The following is a 17562-nucleotide window of genomic DNA, read 5'->3' as shown; positions in this document are numbered from 1 at the left end:
GCGCGGCCCTTGAGCACCGTGGCCCCGGGCCCCTCGCCCGGGGCCACGGTGATGTGTGAGACATACCACCCAGTGGCCCGGCGTCCCGACACCCCCCGACTAGTGCGAAGATGGGCGTCGGCAGGACAGGGCCCCCACCACAGGGCCGTAGAAAGAGCGGCCACACCAGCCGACCGGCCGGACACCCTCCCGGAAACAGGGTCCGGCACGCGGCGCAAAGCATGGAGGACGTGACGTGGCGAACGACGCCAGCACCGTTTTCGACCTAGTGATCCTCGGCGGCGGTAGCGGCGGTTACGCCGCGGCCCTGCGTGGCGCTCAGCTGGGTCTCGACGTCGCCCTGATCGAGAAGAACAAGCTGGGCGGCACCTGCCTGCACAACGGCTGCATCCCCACGAAGGCCCTGCTCCACGCCGGTGAGATCGCGGACCAGGCCCGGGAGGCCGAGCAGTTCGGTGTCCGGGCCACCTTCGAGGGCATCGACATCAAGGCCGTCCACAAGTACAAGGACGACGTCATCGCGGGCCTCTACAAGGGTCTCCAGGGCCTGGTGGCCTCCCGCAAGGTGACGTACATCGAGGGCGCGGGACGGCTGTCCTCCCCGACCTCGGTGGAGGTCAACGGCCAGAACGTCCAGGGCCGCCACGTCCTGCTGGCGACCGGCTCCGTGCCGAAGTCGCTGCCGGGCCTGGAGATCGACGGCAACCGGATCATCTCCTCGGACCACGCGCTGACCCTGGACCGGGTGCCCGAGTCCGCGATCATCCTCGGCGGCGGGGTCATCGGCGTCGAGTTCGCCTCGGCGTGGAAGTCCTTCGGCACCGACGTGACGGTCGTCGAGGGCCTCAAGCACCTCGTGCCCGTCGAGGACGAGAACAGCTCCAAGCTGCTGGAGCGCGCGTTCCGCAAGCGGGGCATCAAGTTCAACCTCGGCACCTTCTTCGAGAAGGCGGAGTACACCCAGGACGGCGTCCGGGTGACCCTCGCCGACGGCAAGGTCTTCGAGGCCGAGGTGCTGCTCGTCGCGATCGGCCGCGGCCCCGTCTCGCAGGGCCTCGGGTACGAGGAGCAGGGCGTCGCGACGGACCGCGGCTACGTCCTGGTCGACGAGTACATGCAGACCAACGTGCCGACCGTGTCGGCGGTGGGCGACCTGGTCCCGACCCTCCAGCTCGCGCACGTCGGCTTCGCCGAGGGCATCCTGGTGGCGGAGCGGCTGGCCGGTCTGAAGACCGTGCCGATCGACTACGACGGCGTGCCCAAGGTCACCTACTGCCACCCCGAGGTCGCCTCCGTGGGCATCACCGAGGCCAAGGCCAAGGAGATCTACGGCGCGGACAAGGTCGTCGCCCTGAAGTACAACCTGGCGGGCAACGGCAAGAGCAAGATCCTGAAGACCGCGGGCGAGATCAAGCTCGTCCAGGTCAAGGACGGTGCCGTGGTCGGCGTCCACATGGTCGGCGACCGGATGGGCGAGCAGGTCGGCGAAGCCCAGCTGATCTACAACTGGGAGGCGCTGCCGGCCGAGGTCGCCCAGCTCATCCACGCCCACCCGACCCAGAACGAAGCGCTCGGCGAGGCCCACCTCGCGCTGGCGGGCAAGCCCCTCCACTCCCACGACTGATTTCCGGTCACCGGGCGCGACGACCACAGACTTCCGCACTTTCGTAAGGAGCAACCGAAACCATGGCGGTTTCCGTATCCCTTCCGGCGCTCGGTGAGAGCGTCACCGAGGGCACTGTCACCCGCTGGCTGAAGGCCGAGGGCGAGCGCGTCGAACTCGACGAGCCGCTGCTGGAGGTGTCCACCGACAAGGTCGACACCGAGATCCCCTCCCCCGCCGCCGGCATTCTGGCCTCCATCAAGGTCGCCGAGGACGAGACGGTCGAGGTCGGCGCCGAGCTCGCCGTCATCGACGACGGCAGCGGTGCCCCCGCTGCCGCGCCCGCCCCGGCCGCCGCCGAGGCCCCCGCACCGGCGCCGGCCCAGGCGCCCGAGCAGCCCGCCGCCCCCGTCGCGGCACCCGTCGCCGAGGCTCCCGCGGCTCCGGCCGCGCCCGCGGCTCCGGCGGGCGCGGCCGAGGGCACCGACGTGGTGCTCCCGGCGCTCGGCGAGTCCGTCACCGAAGGCACCGTCACCCGCTGGCTGAAGGCCGTCGGGGACAGCGTCGACGCCGACGAGCCGCTGCTGGAGGTGTCCACCGACAAGGTCGACACCGAGATCCCGTCGCCCGTCTCCGGCGTGCTGCTGGAGATCACGGTCGGCGAGGACGAGACCGCTGAGGTCGGCGCCAAGCTGGCCGTGATCGGTGCCGCCGGTGCCGCTCCGGCCGCCGCGCCCGCTCCGGCGGCTCCCGCCCCGGCGCCCGCCGCCCCCGCGCCCGCCCCGGTGGCCCCGGCCGCTCCGGCTCCCGCCCCGGTCGCGGCCGCCCCGGCTCCGGTCGCGGCTGCCCCCGCCCCGGCTCCGGTCGCCCCCGCGGCTCCGGCGCCGCAGGCTCCGGCCGCTCCGGCGCCCGCCGCCGCGCAGCCCGTGGACGACGGCGCCTACGTCACGCCGCTGGTGCGCAAGCTCGCCTCCGAGAACGGCGTCGACCTGTCGGCCGTCAAGGGCACCGGCGTCGGCGGACGCATCCGCAAGCAGGACGTCCTCGCCGCCGCCGAGGCCGCGAAGGCCGCCGCGCAGGCCGCGGCGCCCGTCGCCGCCGCCCCCGCTGCTGCTCCGGCCGCTCCGGCCGCCGCCAAGAAGGCCCCGGCCCTTGAGGTGTCCCCGCTGCGCGGGCAGACGGTCAAGATGACCCGGATGCGCAAGCTCATCGGCGACAACATGATCAAGGCGCTCCAGACCCAGGCGCAGCTGACCTCGGTCGTCGAGGTCGACGTGACCCGCCTGATGCGGCTGCGCGCCCAGGCCAAGGACGCCTTCGCCGCCCGTGAGGGCGTCAAGCTGTCCCCGATGCCCTTCTACGTGAAGGCAGCGGCCCAGGCGCTCAAGGCGCACCCGATCATCAACGCCCGGATCAACGAGGACGAGGGGACCATCACCTACTTCGACACGGAGAACATCGGCATCGCCGTGGACTCCGAGAAGGGGCTGATGACCCCGGTCATCAAGGGCGCCGGCGACCTCAACATCGCCGGGATCTCCAAGAAGACCGCGGAGCTGGCGGGTGCCGTGCGCACCAACAAGATCCGTCCCGACGACCTCGCGGGCGCGACCTTCACGATCAGCAACACCGGTTCGCGCGGTGCGCTGTTCGACACCGTGATCGTGCCGCCCACCCAGGCCGCCATCCTGGGCATCGGCGCCACGGTCAAGCGTCCGGCGGTCATCGAGACCGCCGAGGGCACCGTGATCGGCGTCCGGGACATGACGTACCTGTCGCTGTCCTACGACCACCGCCTGGTCGACGGCGCCGACGCCGCCCGCTACCTGACCGCCGTCAAGGCGATCCTGGAAGCCGGCGAGTTCGAGGTCGAACTCGGTCTGTGACCGATGCGGCGCCGTCCGTACAGGGGTTCTTTCCGTCCCCCGTACGGGCGGCGCCGGCTTTTCGGGGCGGGTCCGCACCCGCGCCCGGGGCTGTAAGGCTCACCACACCTGCGGGAACGCCCCCGTCCGAGACGCGTCAGGACGGGGGCGCGGCCGTATTGTCTATGGGTCAATGCCTTTGGGGGTCCCCACGACGCCCGGCAGCAAGGAGCCCCGCATGACCGCGCCCGTCGTCCACTCGCTGCGCGAACAGATCCGCGAGCACATCGTGGAGGGGATCGTCAGCGGGCGCTGGAAGCCGGGTGAGCGGATCGTCGAGCGGCGGATCGCCACCGAGCTGGCGGTCAGCCAGACCCCGGTACGGGAGGCGCTGCGGGAGCTGGAATCGCTGCGGCTCATCGAATCGGCGCCCAACAAGGGCGTCCGGGTGCGCAATCTGACCGCCGCCGACCTGGAGGAGAGCTATCCGGTCCGGGCGGGCCTGGAGGCGATCGCCGCGGAGTTGGCGGCGGAGCGGCTCGCCGAGGACTGCTCGGCGCTGGAACCGCACGTCGCGGCGCTGTACGAGGCGGACCGGCACGCCGACGGGACCGGGCAGGTGCGGCACACCGTGGCGTTCCACCGGGAGCTGGTGCGGGCGGCCCGCAACGCGGTGCTGCTGCACACCTGGGAGGGGCTGGGCATCGAGGTGTTCACCTCGCTGTCCATCCGGTGGCTGGGGACCGTGCAGCAGTCCTACGCGGAGGAGCACGAGGCGCTGGTGGCCGCCTTCAAGCGGCGTGACCCGGCGATCGCCGAACTGGTCAAGGCCCACGTCCTCGGCTGCGCGCCGCGCCCCGATGCGGGGCTGCACCGGTCGTGAGCACCGGTTTCACCCAGCACCGGCCGTACCGGCCCAGTCTGCGCCAAGGCCCGCTCATCCGTGCGAAGCCCCCGCATTCACCTGCGAAAACAAGGCACCGCATGCCCGAGGCGGAGGCACTGGGTGCCGACTTTCCCCCGCTGGAGAGGTTTTACCGATCCGCCCTTTGATCGATCATCGATCAGCGGGTTACAGTCCCCGTTGGGCTTCCAACCGAGAGCCCTCCCGCCCTGTCCTGCCAAGACCTAGGGCAACCCGAACCCCTACCGATGAGGGAACCCCTTCGACTCCGGAAGGCGGCGAAATGACCGACCCCACCGTGATCCAGCCGAGCGAGCTGGACCAGCTCCATGACCGCGACCCCGAGGAGACCGCCGAGTGGCAGTCCTCCCTGGACGCCGTGACCAAGGCAGCCGGTCCGCACCGCGCCGCCTACCTGATGCGGCGCACGCTGGAGCGGGCCGAGGGAGCCGGTCTCGCGCTGCCGAAGGTCCTGGAAACCGACTACCTCAACACCATCCCCACCTCCGCGGAGCCCGAGCACGACGGCGACCAGGAGCTGGAGAACCGGATCACCGCTTGGAACCGCTGGAACGCGGCGGCCATGGTGACCCGCGGCAGCAAACTCGGCGTCGGCGGCCACATCGCGACCTTCGCGTCGGCCGCCTGGCTCTACGAGACGGGCTTCAACCACTTCTTCCGGGGCAAGGAGTCCGCGGACGCGCCCGGCTCCGGTGACCAGCTCTACATCCAGGGCCACGCCTCCCCCGGCATCTACGCCCGTGCGTTCCTGGACGGACGCCTCTCCGAGGACCACCTCGACCACTTCCGCCAGGAGGCCGGCGGCAAGGGCCTGCCCTCCTATCCGCACCCGCGGCGGCTGCCCTGGCTCTGGGAGTTCCCGACCGTCTCCATGGGCCTCGGCCCGCTCTCCGCGATCTACCAGGCCCGGTTCAACCGGTACCTGACCAACCGCGGCATCAAGGACCTCTCCGCCTCGCACGTGTGGGCGTTCCTCGGTGACGGCGAGATGGACGAGCCCGAGTCGACGGCCGCCCTCGCGCTGGCCGCCCGTGAGGGACTGGACAACCTCACCTTCGTCATCAACTGCAACCTCCAGCGCCTCGACGGACCCGTCCGCGCGAACTTCAAGATCGTGCAGGAGCTGGAGGCCCAGTTCCGCGGGGCGGGCTGGAACGTCGTCAAGTCGCTGTGGGGCACCGCCTGGGACGAGCTGTTCCAGCTCGACACCACGGGCGCCCTCGTACGACGGCTGCGCGAGGTACCGGACGCCCAGGTGCAGACGTACCAGACGCGGGACGCGGCCTACATCCGGCAGGACTTCTTCGGCAAGGACCCGGCGCTGGCGGAGCTGTCCAAGCTGGTCAGCGACGACAAGATCCTGGAGTGTTTCCACCTCTCGCGCGGCGGCCACGAGCCCCGCAAGGTCTACGCCGCGTACCGGGCCGCCCTGTCCCACACGGACGGGCCGACGGTGATCCTCGCGCAGACCGTGAAGGGCTTCACGCTCGGTGAGGGATTCGCGTCCAAGAACGCGAACCACCAGATGAAGAAGCTGTCCACGGACGAGTTCAAGAACATGCGGGACCTGCTGGGCCTGCCCATCGCGGACAGCGACTTCGTCGACGGCGTGGTGCCCTACGGCCACCCGGGCGCCGATTCCCCCGAGGTCCGCTACCTCCAGGAGCGCCGCGCGGCGCTCGGCGGTCCCGCCCCGGCCCGCCGGGTGCACCCGCTGCCCCCGCTGCCCGCGCCCGCCGAGAAGACGTTCGCCTCCTTCGACAAGGGCTCCGGCACCCAGTCGGTCGCCACCACCATGGCGTTCGTCCGGCTGGTCAAGGACCTCATCCGGGACAAGGAGACCGGCCGCCGCTGGGTGCCGATCGTCCCCGACGAGGCCCGCACCTTCGGCATGGAGTCGCTGTTCCCCTCGCTCGGCATCTACTCCCCCAAGGGGCAGACGTACGAGCCGGTCGACCGCGACCAGCTGATGTACTACCGCGAGGCCAAGGACGGTCAGATCCTCAACGAGGGGATCACCGAGGCCGGGTCGATGGCGGACTTCATCGCCGCGAGCACGTCGTACGCGACGCACGGCGAGCCGATGATCCCGTTCTACATCTTCTACTCGATGTTCGGTTGGCAGCGCACCGCCGACCAGATGTGGCAGCTCGGCGACCAGCTGGGCCGCGGCTTCCTGGTGGGCGCGACCGCCGGGCGGACCACGCTGACCGGCGAGGGCCTCCAGCACGCCGACGGTCACTCCCCCGTGATCGCCGCGACCAACCCGGCCGCCCTCTCCTACGACCCGGCGTTCGCGTACGAGGTCGCCGCGGTCGTCAAGGAGGGTCTGCGCCGGATGTACGGCGAGGCCGCCGAGGGCGAGGACCAGGACGTCTTCTACTACCTCACGGTCTACAACGAGCCGATGCCGCAGCCGGCGAAGCCCGCCGGCGTGGACGAGGGCATCGTCAAGGGGCTGTACCGCTTCAACACCGCGGAGTCGGCGGGGCTGACCCTGCCGGCGAACGCGTCGCGCATCCAGCTGCTCGGCTCCGGTACGGCCATCCACTGGGCGCTCAAGGCGCAGCGGGTGCTCGCCGAGGAGTGGGGCGTCGGGGCCGACGTGTGGTCGGCCACCTCCTGGACGGAGCTGCGCCGGGACGCGCTGGAGGCGGACGCCGCGGTGCTGCGCGGGGAGGACCGGGTGCCGTACCTGCGCAAGGCGCTCGCCGGTGCGCAGGGGCCCGTGCTCGCGGTCAGCGACTACATGCGGCAGGTGCCGGACCAGATCGCCCAGTGGGTCGAGCAGGACTGGTCCTCGCTGGGGGCCGACGGGTTCGGGCTCTCCGACACGCGGGACGCGGCGCGGCGCCACTTCGGGGTCGACGCGGAGTCGATCGTCGTGGCGGCGTTGGCGCAGTTGGCGCGGCGCGGTGAGGTTTCTGCGACCTCCGTCAAGGAGGCGCGCGAGCGGTACGGGCTGTGAGCCCGTGGGTGGGGTGGCGGTGACGCCGCCCCACCCACGCCCTCGGGTGTTCGCCCCGGTCCCTGCCTTCGGGTGGGGGCCGGGGCGTTTTCCGTTCGGGTGCGGGGCGTCGTGGGTTGCTCGCGCCGTTCCCCGCGCCCCTGACGGGGCCCGTCCCTGGCTCCGGGGTCGTTCCTGGCTCCGGGGCGCGGGCGGGTTGGGGATGATGGGGGGATGCGGGCTGCTCGGCTGATCAGGATGGTGTTGCTGTTGCAGGCTCGGGTGTCGATGACGGCGGCCGAGCTGGCACGGGAGTTGGGGGTGTCGGAGCGCACCGTGACGCGGGACGCCCAGGCGTTGTCCGAGGCGGGGGTGCCGGTGTACGCGGACCGCGGGCGGTCCGGCGGGTACCGGCTCGTCGGCGGCTACCGGACGGGGCTGACCGGGCTGGCCCGGGGCGAGGCCGAGGCGCTGTTCCTGTCCGGGGTGCCGGGCGCCCTGCGCGACATGGGCCTGGAGGACACCGCGTCGGCGGCCCGGCTGAAGGTGTCGGCGGCGCTGACGCCCTCGCTGCGCGGGGCCTCCCGGACCGCGGCCCAGCGGTTCCACCTGGACGCCCCGAACTGGTTCCACGAACCGTCGACCCCGGCCCTGCTGGCCCCGGTCGCGGACGCGGTGTGGGACGACCGCAGGATCACCGCCCGCTACCGGCGGGGCGCCGGTAGCGGCACCGGGTCCGGTGAGGTGGAGCGGCTGTTGGAGCCGTACGGCCTGGTCCTCAAGGCCGGGGTCTGGTACTTGTGCGCCCGGGCGGACACCGGTGCGTACCGGGTGTACCGCATCGACCGGTTCAGCGCGGTGGACGCGCGGGAGGAGCGGTTCGCCCGGGACCCGGAGTTCGACCTCCCGGGGTTCTGGGCGGAGCGGGCCGCGCAGTTCACCCGGGCGCTGCTGCACGGCTCGGTGGTGGTGCGGCTGTCGACGGACGGCGTGCGGCGGTTGCGGCACGCGGTGGGGCCCGCCGCCGCCGAGGAGGCCCTGGCGGAGACGGGCGAGCCGGACGCGGAGGGCTGGGTGACGGTCACGGTGCCCGTGGAGTCGGACGAGGTGGCGTACTCCCAGATCCTCGCGCTGGGCCCGGAGGCGGAGGTCCTGGGGCCGCCCCGGCTACGGGAGCGGTTCGCCGAGGCGACGCGACGGGCCGCCCGCCACTACCGGTAGTCCGCGGGGTCCGGGGTCCGTCCGGCGCGTTCGGCGAGCAGGAAGCCCCAGACGTCCGGGCGGGACCCGTCCGCGTCGGTGACGTCGTACTCCCGGGCGAGCTGTCCGCTGTCGAGGGAGCGGCCGTTCCACCGGTGGCGCCCGGGGTCGGCGGCGAGGACGGCGACCCCGCGCCCCAGGTAGGTCGGGGACTCGGACAGCGCCCAGTGGGGCTGTCCGTCGACGCCCTCGCGCCAGGTGGCCTCGGTCAGGCCGAAGTGGTCGAGCATCTCCTCGGAGCGGAGGAAGCCGGGGGTGACGGCGACGGCGGTGCCGCCGACGTGTTCCAGTTCCACGCCGAGGGTGTACGCCATGCGCAGGGGGGCGTTCTTGGCGAGGTCGTAGTAGAAGTTCTCCCGGAACTCGTCGTTGGTGCGGGCGGTGCCGTCGGTGACTTCGACGAGCAGTCCGCCCGGGTTCCGGACGAGCAGCGGCAGGGCGACGCTGCTGGTGATGATGTGGCTGCGGACCCCGAGGTCCAGCATCCGCAGCCCCCGGTCGAGGTCGACGTCCCACATCCGGGTGTCGAAGTCGAGCAGCGGGTTGCCGCCCCACAGGTCGTTGACCAGGACGTCGAGCCGTCCGTACTCGCGTTCCACCCGGGCGAGCAGGGCCCGTACCCGGTCGACCTCCAGATGGTCGGTGGGCACGGCGATGCCCGTGCCGCCGGAGCCCGCGGCACCGGCCGCCGCGTCCACGAGCTCCGCGGTGCCCTCGATGGTCTCCCCGGGGCGTCCCAGTTCGCTGACCCGTTCGCGGGTGGTGCGGCCGGTCACGTACACGGTGGCGCCCGCGCGGCCGAGTTCCACCGCGATGGCCCGTCCGGCGCCCCGGGTGGCTCCGGCGACCAGGGCGACCCGGCCGTGCAGGGGCGCCGGGCCGGACGGGGTCCGGGCCGGGGAGGAGGTGGGGGCGGGGGTGCTGGTGGCGTCGTGCGCCGTCACATCGGTCATGCCCCGATGCTGACGAGGAATCCGGACAACCCCTGTCGGTCTTTCCGGACGCGCCGGGCGCGCGGCCGGAACGGGGGTACGGACCCCGACTCGGCGTGCGGCGGGCGGGCCCAGGGCAGATGCTGGTCCCGTGATGGACGAGACGGAGTTCTGGGAGCTGATCGACGGCTCGCGCGAGGACGCCGGGGACGACCCCGACGAGCAGGCGGACGTGCTGGTCGAGCGGCTGCTCCAGCGCGACCCGGAGTCCGTCCTCGACTTCTCCCGGCACTTCGAGGCCCGTTTCAACCGGGCCTACCGCTGGGACCTGTGGGGGGCCGCCTGGGTGCTGCTGGACGGGGTCAGCGACGACGCCTTCGACTTCTTCCGCTGCTGGCTGATCGGCCAGGGCCGGGAGGTGTTCGAGGGCGCCCTGCACGACCCCGACGACCTGGCGGGGCTGCTCGACGGCTTCGACCCGGAGGTGGACGGGGACGCGGAGGAGCTGGGGTACGCGGCGGACGAGGCGTACGAGCGGCTGACCGGCATCGCCCCGCCCGACCTGGGGCTGCCGGCGCCGCCCCGGGAGCCCGAGGGCACGCCCATGGACTTCGAGGACGATGCGGTGCTCGCCCGCTACTACCCCCGGCTGTGGGACCGCTTCGGCCAGTCCGAGGTGTGAACGTCCGGCCGGCGCCCGGGGCGGCTCAGAGGAAGCGGCCCATGAAGACGTCGTCGACGTACTCGCCCCCGACGAAGAACTCCTGCGGCTGCACGCCCTCGACGGTGAACCCCTCGGACGCGTACAGCGCACGGGCGGGCGCGTTGTGGGCGAGGACCCGCAGGGTGAGCCGACGGGCGCCGCGCCGCCCGGCCTCCTCGACCGCGGCGCGGACCAGGGCGCGCCCCGCTCCCGTGCCCCGGGCGGACTCCGCGACGGCGAGGCCCTGGATCTGTCGCACATGGGCGTTGGTGGGCAGCGGCGTCGGGAAGCCGAGCCGGACGTAACCCACCACCTCGCCCGCCCGCACGGCCACCAGGTGGTCCGCCGGACCGGTCCGGTCGCTGAAGAAGGGCTCGTCCGGGGAGGGCGCGGACGGGGTCACCGCGTGCAGGGGCGACCAGGTGTCCCGGTCGAGCCGGGCCAGGGCCGCGTCGTCCTCCTGGCGGGCGGGACGTATCTCCAGATCGGGCATGTGGCCCAGCCTAGGGGGCACCCGCGGGGGCGGGCAGGGAATTTCCGCGCCCCGCAGCGCGCCCCGGACCGCGGGTGCGCCCCGTTCTTCGGCAGGATGGAACCATGCAGCCTTCCCGCATCGCGGTGGCCGGAGCCTCCGGGCTCGTCGGTTCCGCGCTCGTAGCTTCGCTGACCGCCGACGGCCACCGGGTGGTGCGGCTGGTGCGCCGGCCGCCGCAGGGACCGGACGAGGTCCGTTGGGACCCGGTGCGCCAGCGGATCGACGCGCCCGGCCTCGCGGACTGCGACGCCGTGGTGAACCTCGCGGGGGCGGGGGTGGCGGCCCACCGCTGGACCCCCGCCTACAAGAAGGAGATCCGGGACAGCCGGGTGCTGGGCACGGCGACCCTGGCCGAGGCCGTCGCCGCGCTCGACGTGCCGCCGCGGGTGTTCGTGAACGGCAGCGCGGTCGGCTTCTACGGGGACACCGGCGGCCGGACGGTGGACGAGGGGGCACCCCCCGGGAGCGGGTTCCTGTCGTCGCTGGCGGTGGAGTGGGAGGAGGCCGCGGCGCCCGCCGAAGAGGCCGGGGTGCGGACGGTGTACGCCCGGACGGGACTGGTCGTGGCCCGCCACGGAGGCGCCTGGCAGAAGCTGTTCCCCCTGTTCAAGGCGGGGCTCGGGGGGCGACTCGGAGACGGTCGGCACTACTGGAGCTTCATCTCGCTGCACGACGAGGTGGCCGCGCTGCGCCATCTGCTGGACACCGAGGGGCTGTCCGGGCCGGTGAACCTGACGGCTCCCCGACCGCTGACGAACCGTGAGGTCACCGCCGCGATGGGACGGGTGCTGCACCGCCCCGCGGTGTTCGTGGCCCCGGCGCCCGCGGTGCGACTGCTGCTCGGGGAGATGGCCTCGGACGTGCTGACGAGTACCCGGGCGGTGCCGGGGAAGCTGCTGGAATCCGGGTTCGCCTTCGCGTACCCCGGGATCGACGAGAGCCTGCGGGCCGCCCTGCGCTGACGGGGGCGTACGGGGCGGGGCCCGCGCACGGCGGGTGGGGGCCGTCCCCCCTCGGCACGGCCGTGCGACCGGTGTGCGTCCGTGCCACGGTGGCGCGCGCCCTGCCAAGTGCGGCCCGCGCTCCTACGCTCGACCGGAACTCGAGTACTCACGGAGCCGCGTCGAGGGTGTCACCCCCGCGGCCGCGCAACCTCGGGGAGGAGCACGTGTCTGAGCCCGCACGTCACACGGACATCGTCATCGTGGGCGCCGGAGTCGCCGGACTCTCGGCGGCCCGACGACTCACCAGGGCGGGGATCCCCACCGTGGTCCTGGAGGCCGCCGACCGGCCGGGCGGCCGGATGTCGACCGAGGAGGTCGACGGCTTCCTCCTCGACCGGATGGGGCAGCCCCTGTCCACCGCCCACCCCGAACTGCGGCGCGCTCCGGGGCTGGAGGGGCTGGTCCTGCGCCCGTTCTCGCCCGGGGTGTTGGTACGGGGCGAGGGGCGCTTCCACCGGGTCGGGGAGGCCCGCAGCATCCGGCGCGCACGGGGCGCGTTACGCGCTGCACGCGCCCTGGCAAGCGCCCCTCGGATGCCGCGTACGGGGTGGGTGCCCCGGACGGCGGGCGCGGTCGGGAGCCCACTGGACCAGGCGCGTCTCGCCGCCGCGCTGGGCCGGCTCGCCGACACCCCCCGGGAGCGGCTGTTGGCCCGCCCCGAACTGCCCGCCGCCGACGCGCTGCTGGCCCGGGGGGTGCCCGCGCGCACGGTCGAGGGCTTCCTGCGCCCACTGCTGTCGGCGCTGCTCTGCGACCCGCAGCTCACGACGTCCAGCCGGTGCGCGGACCTGGCGTTGCACGCCTTCGCCCGGGGCCGGCTGTGCCTGCCCGAGGGCGGTACCGCCGCCCTCCCGGACCTCCTCGCGGCCGGGCTGCCGCCGGGGACGCTCCGTACCGGGGTGCGGGTCCGGTCCGTGTCGACCAACCGGGTGGTCACCGAGGACCACGGCGAACTCCGCTGCCGGGCGGTGCTCCTCGCCACGGACGCCCGGTCGGCCGCCGGGCTGCTGCCGGGGCTGCGGGTGCCGGACTTCCACGGGGTCACCGTCGTGCACCACGCGGTCGACGAGCCGCCGTTGGAGGAGCCCGCGCTCGTGCTCGACACGGAACGGCGCGGGCCGGTGGCCCACACGGCGGTCGTCAGCCAGGTCGATCCGAGCCGGGCGCCGGCCGGCCGGTCCCTCGTCGCGTCGACGGTGCTCGGCCCGCCGCCGGCCGACCCCGACCGGACGGTTCGCGCGCACCTGGCGCAGTTGTACGGCACGGGGACGGCCCGTTGGGAACTGCTCTCCGTGCGGTACGTGCGGGACGCGGTGCCCGCGATGCCGGCGCCGCACGATCTGCGGCGGCCGGTTCGGGTGCTGGCCGGGCTGTACGTGTGCGGTGACCACCGCGAGACGAGTACGTTCGCCGGGGCCATTCAGTCCGGTTGGCGGGCCGCGCGGGCCGTTCTCGCGGATCTCGCGCCCGAGTTGGGGCGATCCTCGGAGCGGTTCGCGGCGTAGTCCCGTGCGGGTGCGTAGAGGTCACCCGCGCCGTTCCCCGCGCCCCCTTCGGAACGCCCAGCTCCGGGTGCGCTGTCCTGCGCGGGTACGCGGTCGTCACCCGCGCCGTTCCCCGCGCCCCCTTCGGGTGCGGCCTGGCTGGCCTGCGCTGTCCCGTGCGGGTGCGCCGTAGTCACCCGCGCCGTTCCCCGCGCCCCTTTCGGGGCGTTCGGGCAGCGCCCGACAGGGGCGCGGGGAACTGCGCAAAACAACAACGCACCCGCACGGGACAGCGCACCCGGAGGTGGACGCACCCGATCAAGGGGCGCGGGGAACTGCGCAAAACGACAGCGCACCCGCTCGGAGCATCGGACCGTTAGATCAACGCGACCTTGTCGCGATACGCACGGGCCTGGACCGTCTCCCGATACGGCTCCAACCGCCGCTCGAAGTCCCGCACGTACTCCAGCGCCCGCACGGACCGCATGTCCGCAGCCTGCTGCGCAGCCTCCGCGCCCAACGCGCACGCCTGGTCCAGCTCCCCGAGCCCGAGCCGCGCACAGGCCAGCACGACCCGGCAGAACAGCCGACTGCGCGCGTACCCGTGCGCCCGCAACTGCAAGGACCGTTCCGCGTGCTGCGCGGCGGCCCGGTACTGCTGGAGGTCCCGGTAACAGTGGCCGAACTCGTCGGCGAGTTGGGCCTCGTCGAAGAACCGGGCCCAGTGCGGGGGCTCGTCCCCGGGCCGGGCCGCGTCCAGCGCCCGTTCGGCCCGGACCAGGGACGCCGTACAGGCCCGCACCTCACCGAGCACCCCGTGCCCCCGCGCCTCCGCGGCGTGCAGCAGCGCCTGGACGACGTGCGGGGCGGAGGAGCCGATGCCCTGTTGGGCGACCCGGGCCAACTGCACCGCCTCCCGACCGTGGCCGAGGTAGACGGCCTGGCGACTCATGGTGACCAGGATGTACGAACCGTACGCCCGGTCGCCGGCCGCCTGGGAGAGCCGCAGCGCCTGCACGAAGTACCGCTGGGCGAGCCCGTGCGCCCCGATGTCGTACGAGGTCCAGCCGGCGAGCCGGGTCAGCTCGGCCGCCGCGCCGAACAGTCGCCGTCCGGTCTGCTCGCCGTAGACGCCGCGCAGCATCGGCTCGGCCTCGTGCTCCAGGTAGCGCACCAGGGCCTGCCGGGCGTGCCCGCCCCCGTACGCGTTGTCGAGGGTGCGGAACAGTTCGGCGACGGAACGCAGGGCCGCGATGTCACCGCCGGTGACCCGGTGGCCGGGGCCGCGTTCCGTACCGCGCTGTCTCTGCTGGGGCACCGCACCGCGGCCCTGTGCGGGGATGCGCACGCCGGCGCCGGGCGCGGGTGCGGGCTCGCTGCGGCCCGGGCGGTCGCCGGGAGGCCCGGGCCGACCCGCCGCGACGGCCGCGCGCTCGTCCACCCGGGAGCGGTCGTCGCCGCGGCTGACCTTGTCGTCGGCGCGGCCGATCAGCCAGTCGCGGCTGGGGACGACGAGCCCGGCGGGGGTGAAGGCGATCTTGCGCAGTTCGGCGTGGCTGCCGGAGTCCTTGCGCCACAGCCCGCTGACGATGTCCACCGCCTCTTCCGGGCCGGCGGCGAACTCCAGCCCGGCGTACACCGGCGCGCACGCGTCGAGGCCCAGGTCCTGGGCGGTGAGTCTGCGCCCGAGGCGCCGGGTGAACACCTCGGCGATGAGGGCGGGGGTGGTGCCGCGCGGCTGCTGTCCGCGCAACCAGCGCGTCACGGACGTCTTGTCGTACCGCAGGTCGAGCCCGTGCTCCAGACCGAGCTGGTCGACCCTGCGGGCAAGCCCCGCATTGGAGAATCCTGCCTCCGCGATGAGGGCGGCTAGCTGGCGGTTGGGGGTGCGCTGCGGAGGTCGTTCCGTCATCAGATGTGCGGTCTCCTGCCTTTCGGGCCACACCTTGAGCGGCCCTTATGGCCTTGTGAACGGCGCGAATGTAGCGGTAGAAGTCACCCGCAACGCCGCCTTCGCCCCGCATTCATCCGATCGTGTGAGGATCGGCCCGACGGCTGACGCTGCGCGACGGGTCGTAGAGTGGCGGGGGTGGAGAGGTGGACATCTGCTCCGGAAGGCTCTAGGGAGGCACGTGCCGTGAGTGAGCTGCGGTTCGTCCGGCTGGGATTCGGCGCGGACGCGGTGGAGTACCAGGTGGCCTGGGACGAGCAGCGGCGGGTGCACGCGGCCCGGTTCGCCGACGAGGTCCCCGACACCTGCCTGCTCCTGGAACACCCGCCGGTCTACACCGCCGGACGGCGTACCGAGGACCGGGAGCGGCCCCTCGACGGGACGCCGGTGATCGACGTGGACCGGGGCGGGAAGATCACCTGGCACGGCCCCGGCCAGCTGGTCGGCTATCCGATCATGAAGCTGCCGCGCCCGGTGGACGTGGTGGCGCACGTCCGCAGGCTGGAGGAGGCCCTGATCCGGGTCTGCTCCGAGCTCGGTCTGGAGACCACGCGGATCGAGGGCCGCAGCGGCGTGTGGGTGCTCGGCGACCCGGTCGACCAGCGCCCTTCGCTCGGCGGGCTCTCCCTGGACTTCGACCCGCGGATCACCGACGACGAGTTCGACGCGCGGTTGAACGGCCCCGAGTACGCCCCGTCGAACGCGGGTCAGCGTCGCGAGGACCGCAAGATCGCCGCGATCGGCATCCGGGTGGCCAAGGGCGTCACCATGCACGGCTTCTCGCTCAACGTGAACCCCGACAACACCTGGTTCGACCGGATCGTGCCGTGCGGCATCCGGGACGCGGGGGTCGCCTCGCTCGCGGGGGAACTGGGCCGTGAGCTGACCGTCCCCGACGTCCTGCCGCTGGTGGAGCGACACCTCGCGGACGTGCTGGAGAACGCGACCCCGCTGCCCCGTGAGGTCCCCGCGACCGACGGTGCCGCCCGGACCGTCGCCACCCCGACCACCGCCTGACACCGACCCCGACACCGGCCCTTACACCAGGACCGCGCGGCACTGGGTGCCAATTACACACACTCACCCGAACGGGGAATGCTCCCCTACGGTCCGAGGTTGGCACCAGCGCGGGGGCCTTACACCTTTCGGGCGTACTCTGGTGGACGCCCAAGAATCGAATGCACAGGGAGCCGATGTGTCCGCAGTCGCACCCGACGGACGCAAGATGCTGCGCCTGGAGGTCCGCAACAGCCAGACCCCCATCGAGCGCAAGCCCGAGTGGATCAAGACCCGGGCGAAGATGGGTCCCGAGTACACGAAGATGCAGAACCTCGTCAAAAGCGAGGGCCTGCACACGGTGTGCCAGGAAGCGGGTTGTCCCAACATCTACGAGTGCTGGGAGGACCGCGAGGCGACCTTCCTCATCGGCGGTGACCAGTGCACCCGGCGTTGCGACTTCTGCAACATCGACACCGGCAAGCCGCAGGCGCTCGACCGTGACGAGCCGCGCCGCGTCGCCGAGTCCGTCGTCACGATGGACCTGAACTACGCCACGATCACCGGCGTCGCCCGGGACGACCTCGACGACGGCGGGGCCTGGCTGTACGCCGAGACCGTCCGGCAGATCCACGGCATGACCGCGGAGCGCGCCGACGGCCGCACCAAGGTCGAGCTGCTGATCCCCGACTTCAACGCCGAGCCGGACGCGCTCGCCGAGGTCTTCTCGTCCCGGCCCGAGGTCCTGGCCCACAACGTCGAGACGGTGCCCCGGATCTTCAAGCGCATCCGCCCGGGCTTCCGCTACGAGCGGTCCCTGAAGGTCATCACGGAGGCGCGCGCCGCCGGGCTCGTCACCAAGTCCAACCTCATCCTCGGCATGGGCGAGACCCGTGAGGAGATCAGCGAGGCCCTGCGCGAGCTGCACGAGGCCGGCTGCGAGCTGATCACCATCACGCAGTACCTGCGGCCGACCGTGCGGCACCACCCCGTCGAGCGCTGGGTGAAGCCGCAGGAGTTCGTGGAGCTGAAGGAGGAGGCCGAGCAGATCGGCTACTCCGGCGTGATGTCCGGTCCGCTGGTCCGCTCCTCGTACCGGGCCGGCCGGCTGTACCAGATGGCGGTGGAGAAGCGGGGCGCGTACATCGCGGTCCAGGCGGTCTGACGCACTCCCGCGCGGGTTCCGCGCCGGCGCCCGCTCCCCGGGGCGGGCGCCCGGCTCGACCCGCTCCGGGGCCGCCCGGTCCCGGGCCCGCGCGGGGCTCACCGCCACTGACGGCGTGTGAGTCTCCGCACAGCTTCCTACCGGCCGGTAGGGCCGCCGAGGCGGATCCCCGCAGCTGACGGCACGCCCCGG

Annotated in this window: 13 protein-coding genes; 10 read left to right on the top strand and 3 right to left on the bottom strand. The window is 73.0% G+C overall.

Annotated elements, in window-relative coordinates; genetic code table 11:
- The first annotated feature begins 235 nt into the window (after positions 1-235).
- The 5 genes from lpdA (at position 236) to ACFYOU_RS09975 (ending at position 8561) form a co-directional block, all read left to right on the top strand.
- Positions 236-1624, top strand: a complete 1389-nt coding sequence (gene lpdA / locus ACFYOU_RS09995) for a dihydrolipoyl dehydrogenase (protein ID WP_385485767.1) — start codon at positions 236-238, stop codon at positions 1622-1624.
- A gap of 62 nt (positions 1625-1686) precedes the next feature.
- A complete protein-coding gene (sucB, locus tag ACFYOU_RS09990; RefSeq protein WP_391304592.1) occupies positions 1687-3489 on the top strand; it encodes a 2-oxoglutarate dehydrogenase, E2 component, dihydrolipoamide succinyltransferase in 1803 nt (600 codons plus the stop codon).
- Between the two features lie 217 nt (positions 3490-3706).
- Entirely contained in the window at positions 3707-4351 is a 645-nt protein-coding gene (locus tag ACFYOU_RS09985; protein WP_385485769.1) for a GntR family transcriptional regulator, read from the top strand.
- A 304-nt stretch (positions 4352-4655) separates the two neighbouring features.
- Positions 4656-7361, top strand: coding sequence for a pyruvate dehydrogenase (acetyl-transferring), homodimeric type (gene aceE, locus ACFYOU_RS09980; protein WP_391304591.1), 2706 nt, complete (start codon positions 4656-4658; stop codon positions 7359-7361).
- A 213-nt stretch (positions 7362-7574) separates the two neighbouring features.
- Entirely contained in the window at positions 7575-8561 is a 987-nt protein-coding gene (locus ACFYOU_RS09975) for a WYL domain-containing protein (RefSeq protein ID WP_391304590.1), read from the top strand.
- Here ACFYOU_RS09975 and ACFYOU_RS09970 read toward each other — a convergent pair.
- Positions 8552-9553: an SDR family oxidoreductase gene (locus ACFYOU_RS09970; protein ID WP_391304588.1), complete on the bottom strand. Its 1002-nt coding sequence runs from the start codon at positions 9551-9553 to the stop codon at positions 8552-8554. The genes ACFYOU_RS09975 and ACFYOU_RS09970 overlap by 10 nt on opposite strands.
- Before the next feature lie 133 nt (positions 9554-9686).
- Between ACFYOU_RS09970 and ACFYOU_RS09965 the strand changes: the two genes are divergently transcribed.
- Entirely contained in the window at positions 9687-10214 is a 528-nt protein-coding gene (locus ACFYOU_RS09965; RefSeq protein WP_391304964.1) for a DUF4240 domain-containing protein, read from the top strand.
- A 25-nt stretch (positions 10215-10239) separates the two neighbouring features.
- Here ACFYOU_RS09965 and ACFYOU_RS09960 read toward each other — a convergent pair whose 3' ends face one another.
- Positions 10240-10728 (bottom strand): GNAT family N-acetyltransferase, encoded by a 489-nt coding sequence (locus tag ACFYOU_RS09960; protein WP_391304586.1) that lies wholly within the window; start codon positions 10726-10728, stop codon positions 10240-10242.
- A gap of 104 nt (positions 10729-10832) precedes the next feature.
- On the opposite strand from ACFYOU_RS09960, the gene ACFYOU_RS09955 reads away from it, so the two are divergent.
- Positions 10833-11732 carry a TIGR01777 family oxidoreductase gene (locus ACFYOU_RS09955; protein WP_391304584.1) on the top strand — a complete coding sequence of 300 codons (900 nt, stop codon included), beginning with the start codon at positions 10833-10835 and terminating at the stop codon, positions 11730-11732.
- Between the two features lie 206 nt (positions 11733-11938).
- Positions 11939-13279, top strand: a complete 1341-nt coding sequence (locus tag ACFYOU_RS09950; protein WP_391304583.1) for an FAD-dependent oxidoreductase — start codon at positions 11939-11941, stop codon at positions 13277-13279.
- Between the two features lie 355 nt (positions 13280-13634).
- On the opposite strand, the gene ACFYOU_RS09945 is transcribed toward ACFYOU_RS09950, so the two are convergent.
- Positions 13635-15170 (bottom strand): regulator, encoded by a 1536-nt coding sequence (locus ACFYOU_RS09945; protein WP_391304582.1) that lies wholly within the window; start codon positions 15168-15170, stop codon positions 13635-13637.
- Between the two features lie 225 nt (positions 15171-15395).
- On the opposite strand from ACFYOU_RS09945, the gene lipB reads away from it, so the two are divergent.
- Entirely contained in the window at positions 15396-16226 is an 831-nt protein-coding gene (gene lipB, locus ACFYOU_RS09940) for a lipoyl(octanoyl) transferase LipB (RefSeq protein ID WP_391304579.1), read from the top strand.
- Positions 16227-16404: 178 nt separating this feature from the next.
- Positions 16405-17370 carry a lipoyl synthase gene (gene lipA, locus ACFYOU_RS09935; protein WP_387000274.1) on the top strand — a complete coding sequence of 322 codons (966 nt, stop codon included), beginning with the start codon at positions 16405-16407 and terminating at the stop codon, positions 17368-17370.
- Positions 17371-17562 lie beyond the last annotated feature (192 nt).

It is taken from the genome of Streptomyces sp. NPDC005955 (genome assembly GCF_042871255.1).
Taxonomy (GTDB): Bacteria; Actinomycetota; Actinomycetes; order Streptomycetales; family Streptomycetaceae; genus Streptomyces.
Note: the sequence above shows the minus strand (reverse complement) of the source record. Positions and strands in the feature narration are given on the sequence as shown.

Excerpts from the sequence above, each read along its gene's own strand:
- sucB (WP_391304592.1), top strand. The coding sequence starts at position 1,687 with ATGGCGGTTTCCGTATCCCTTCCGGCGCTCGGTGAGAGCGTCACCGAG.
- ACFYOU_RS09985 (WP_385485769.1), top strand. The coding sequence starts at position 3,707 with ATGACCGCGCCCGTCGTCCACTCGCTGCGCGAACAGATCCGCGAGCAC.
- aceE (WP_391304591.1), top strand. The coding sequence starts at position 4,656 with ATGACCGACCCCACCGTGATCCAGCCGAGCGAGCTGGACCAGCTCCAT.
- ACFYOU_RS09975 (WP_391304590.1), top strand. The coding sequence starts at position 7,575 with ATGCGGGCTGCTCGGCTGATCAGGATGGTGTTGCTGTTGCAGGCTCGG.
- ACFYOU_RS09970 (WP_391304588.1), bottom strand. The coding sequence starts at position 9,553 with ATGACCGATGTGACGGCGCACGACGCCACCAGCACCCCCGCCCCCACC.
- ACFYOU_RS09965 (WP_391304964.1), top strand. The coding sequence starts at position 9,687 with ATGGACGAGACGGAGTTCTGGGAGCTGATCGACGGCTCGCGCGAGGAC.
- ACFYOU_RS09960 (WP_391304586.1), bottom strand. The coding sequence starts at position 10,728 with ATGCCCGATCTGGAGATACGTCCCGCCCGCCAGGAGGACGACGCGGCC.
- ACFYOU_RS09955 (WP_391304584.1), top strand. The coding sequence starts at position 10,833 with ATGCAGCCTTCCCGCATCGCGGTGGCCGGAGCCTCCGGGCTCGTCGGT.
- ACFYOU_RS09945 (WP_391304582.1), bottom strand. The coding sequence starts at position 15,170 with ATGACGGAACGACCTCCGCAGCGCACCCCCAACCGCCAGCTAGCCGCC.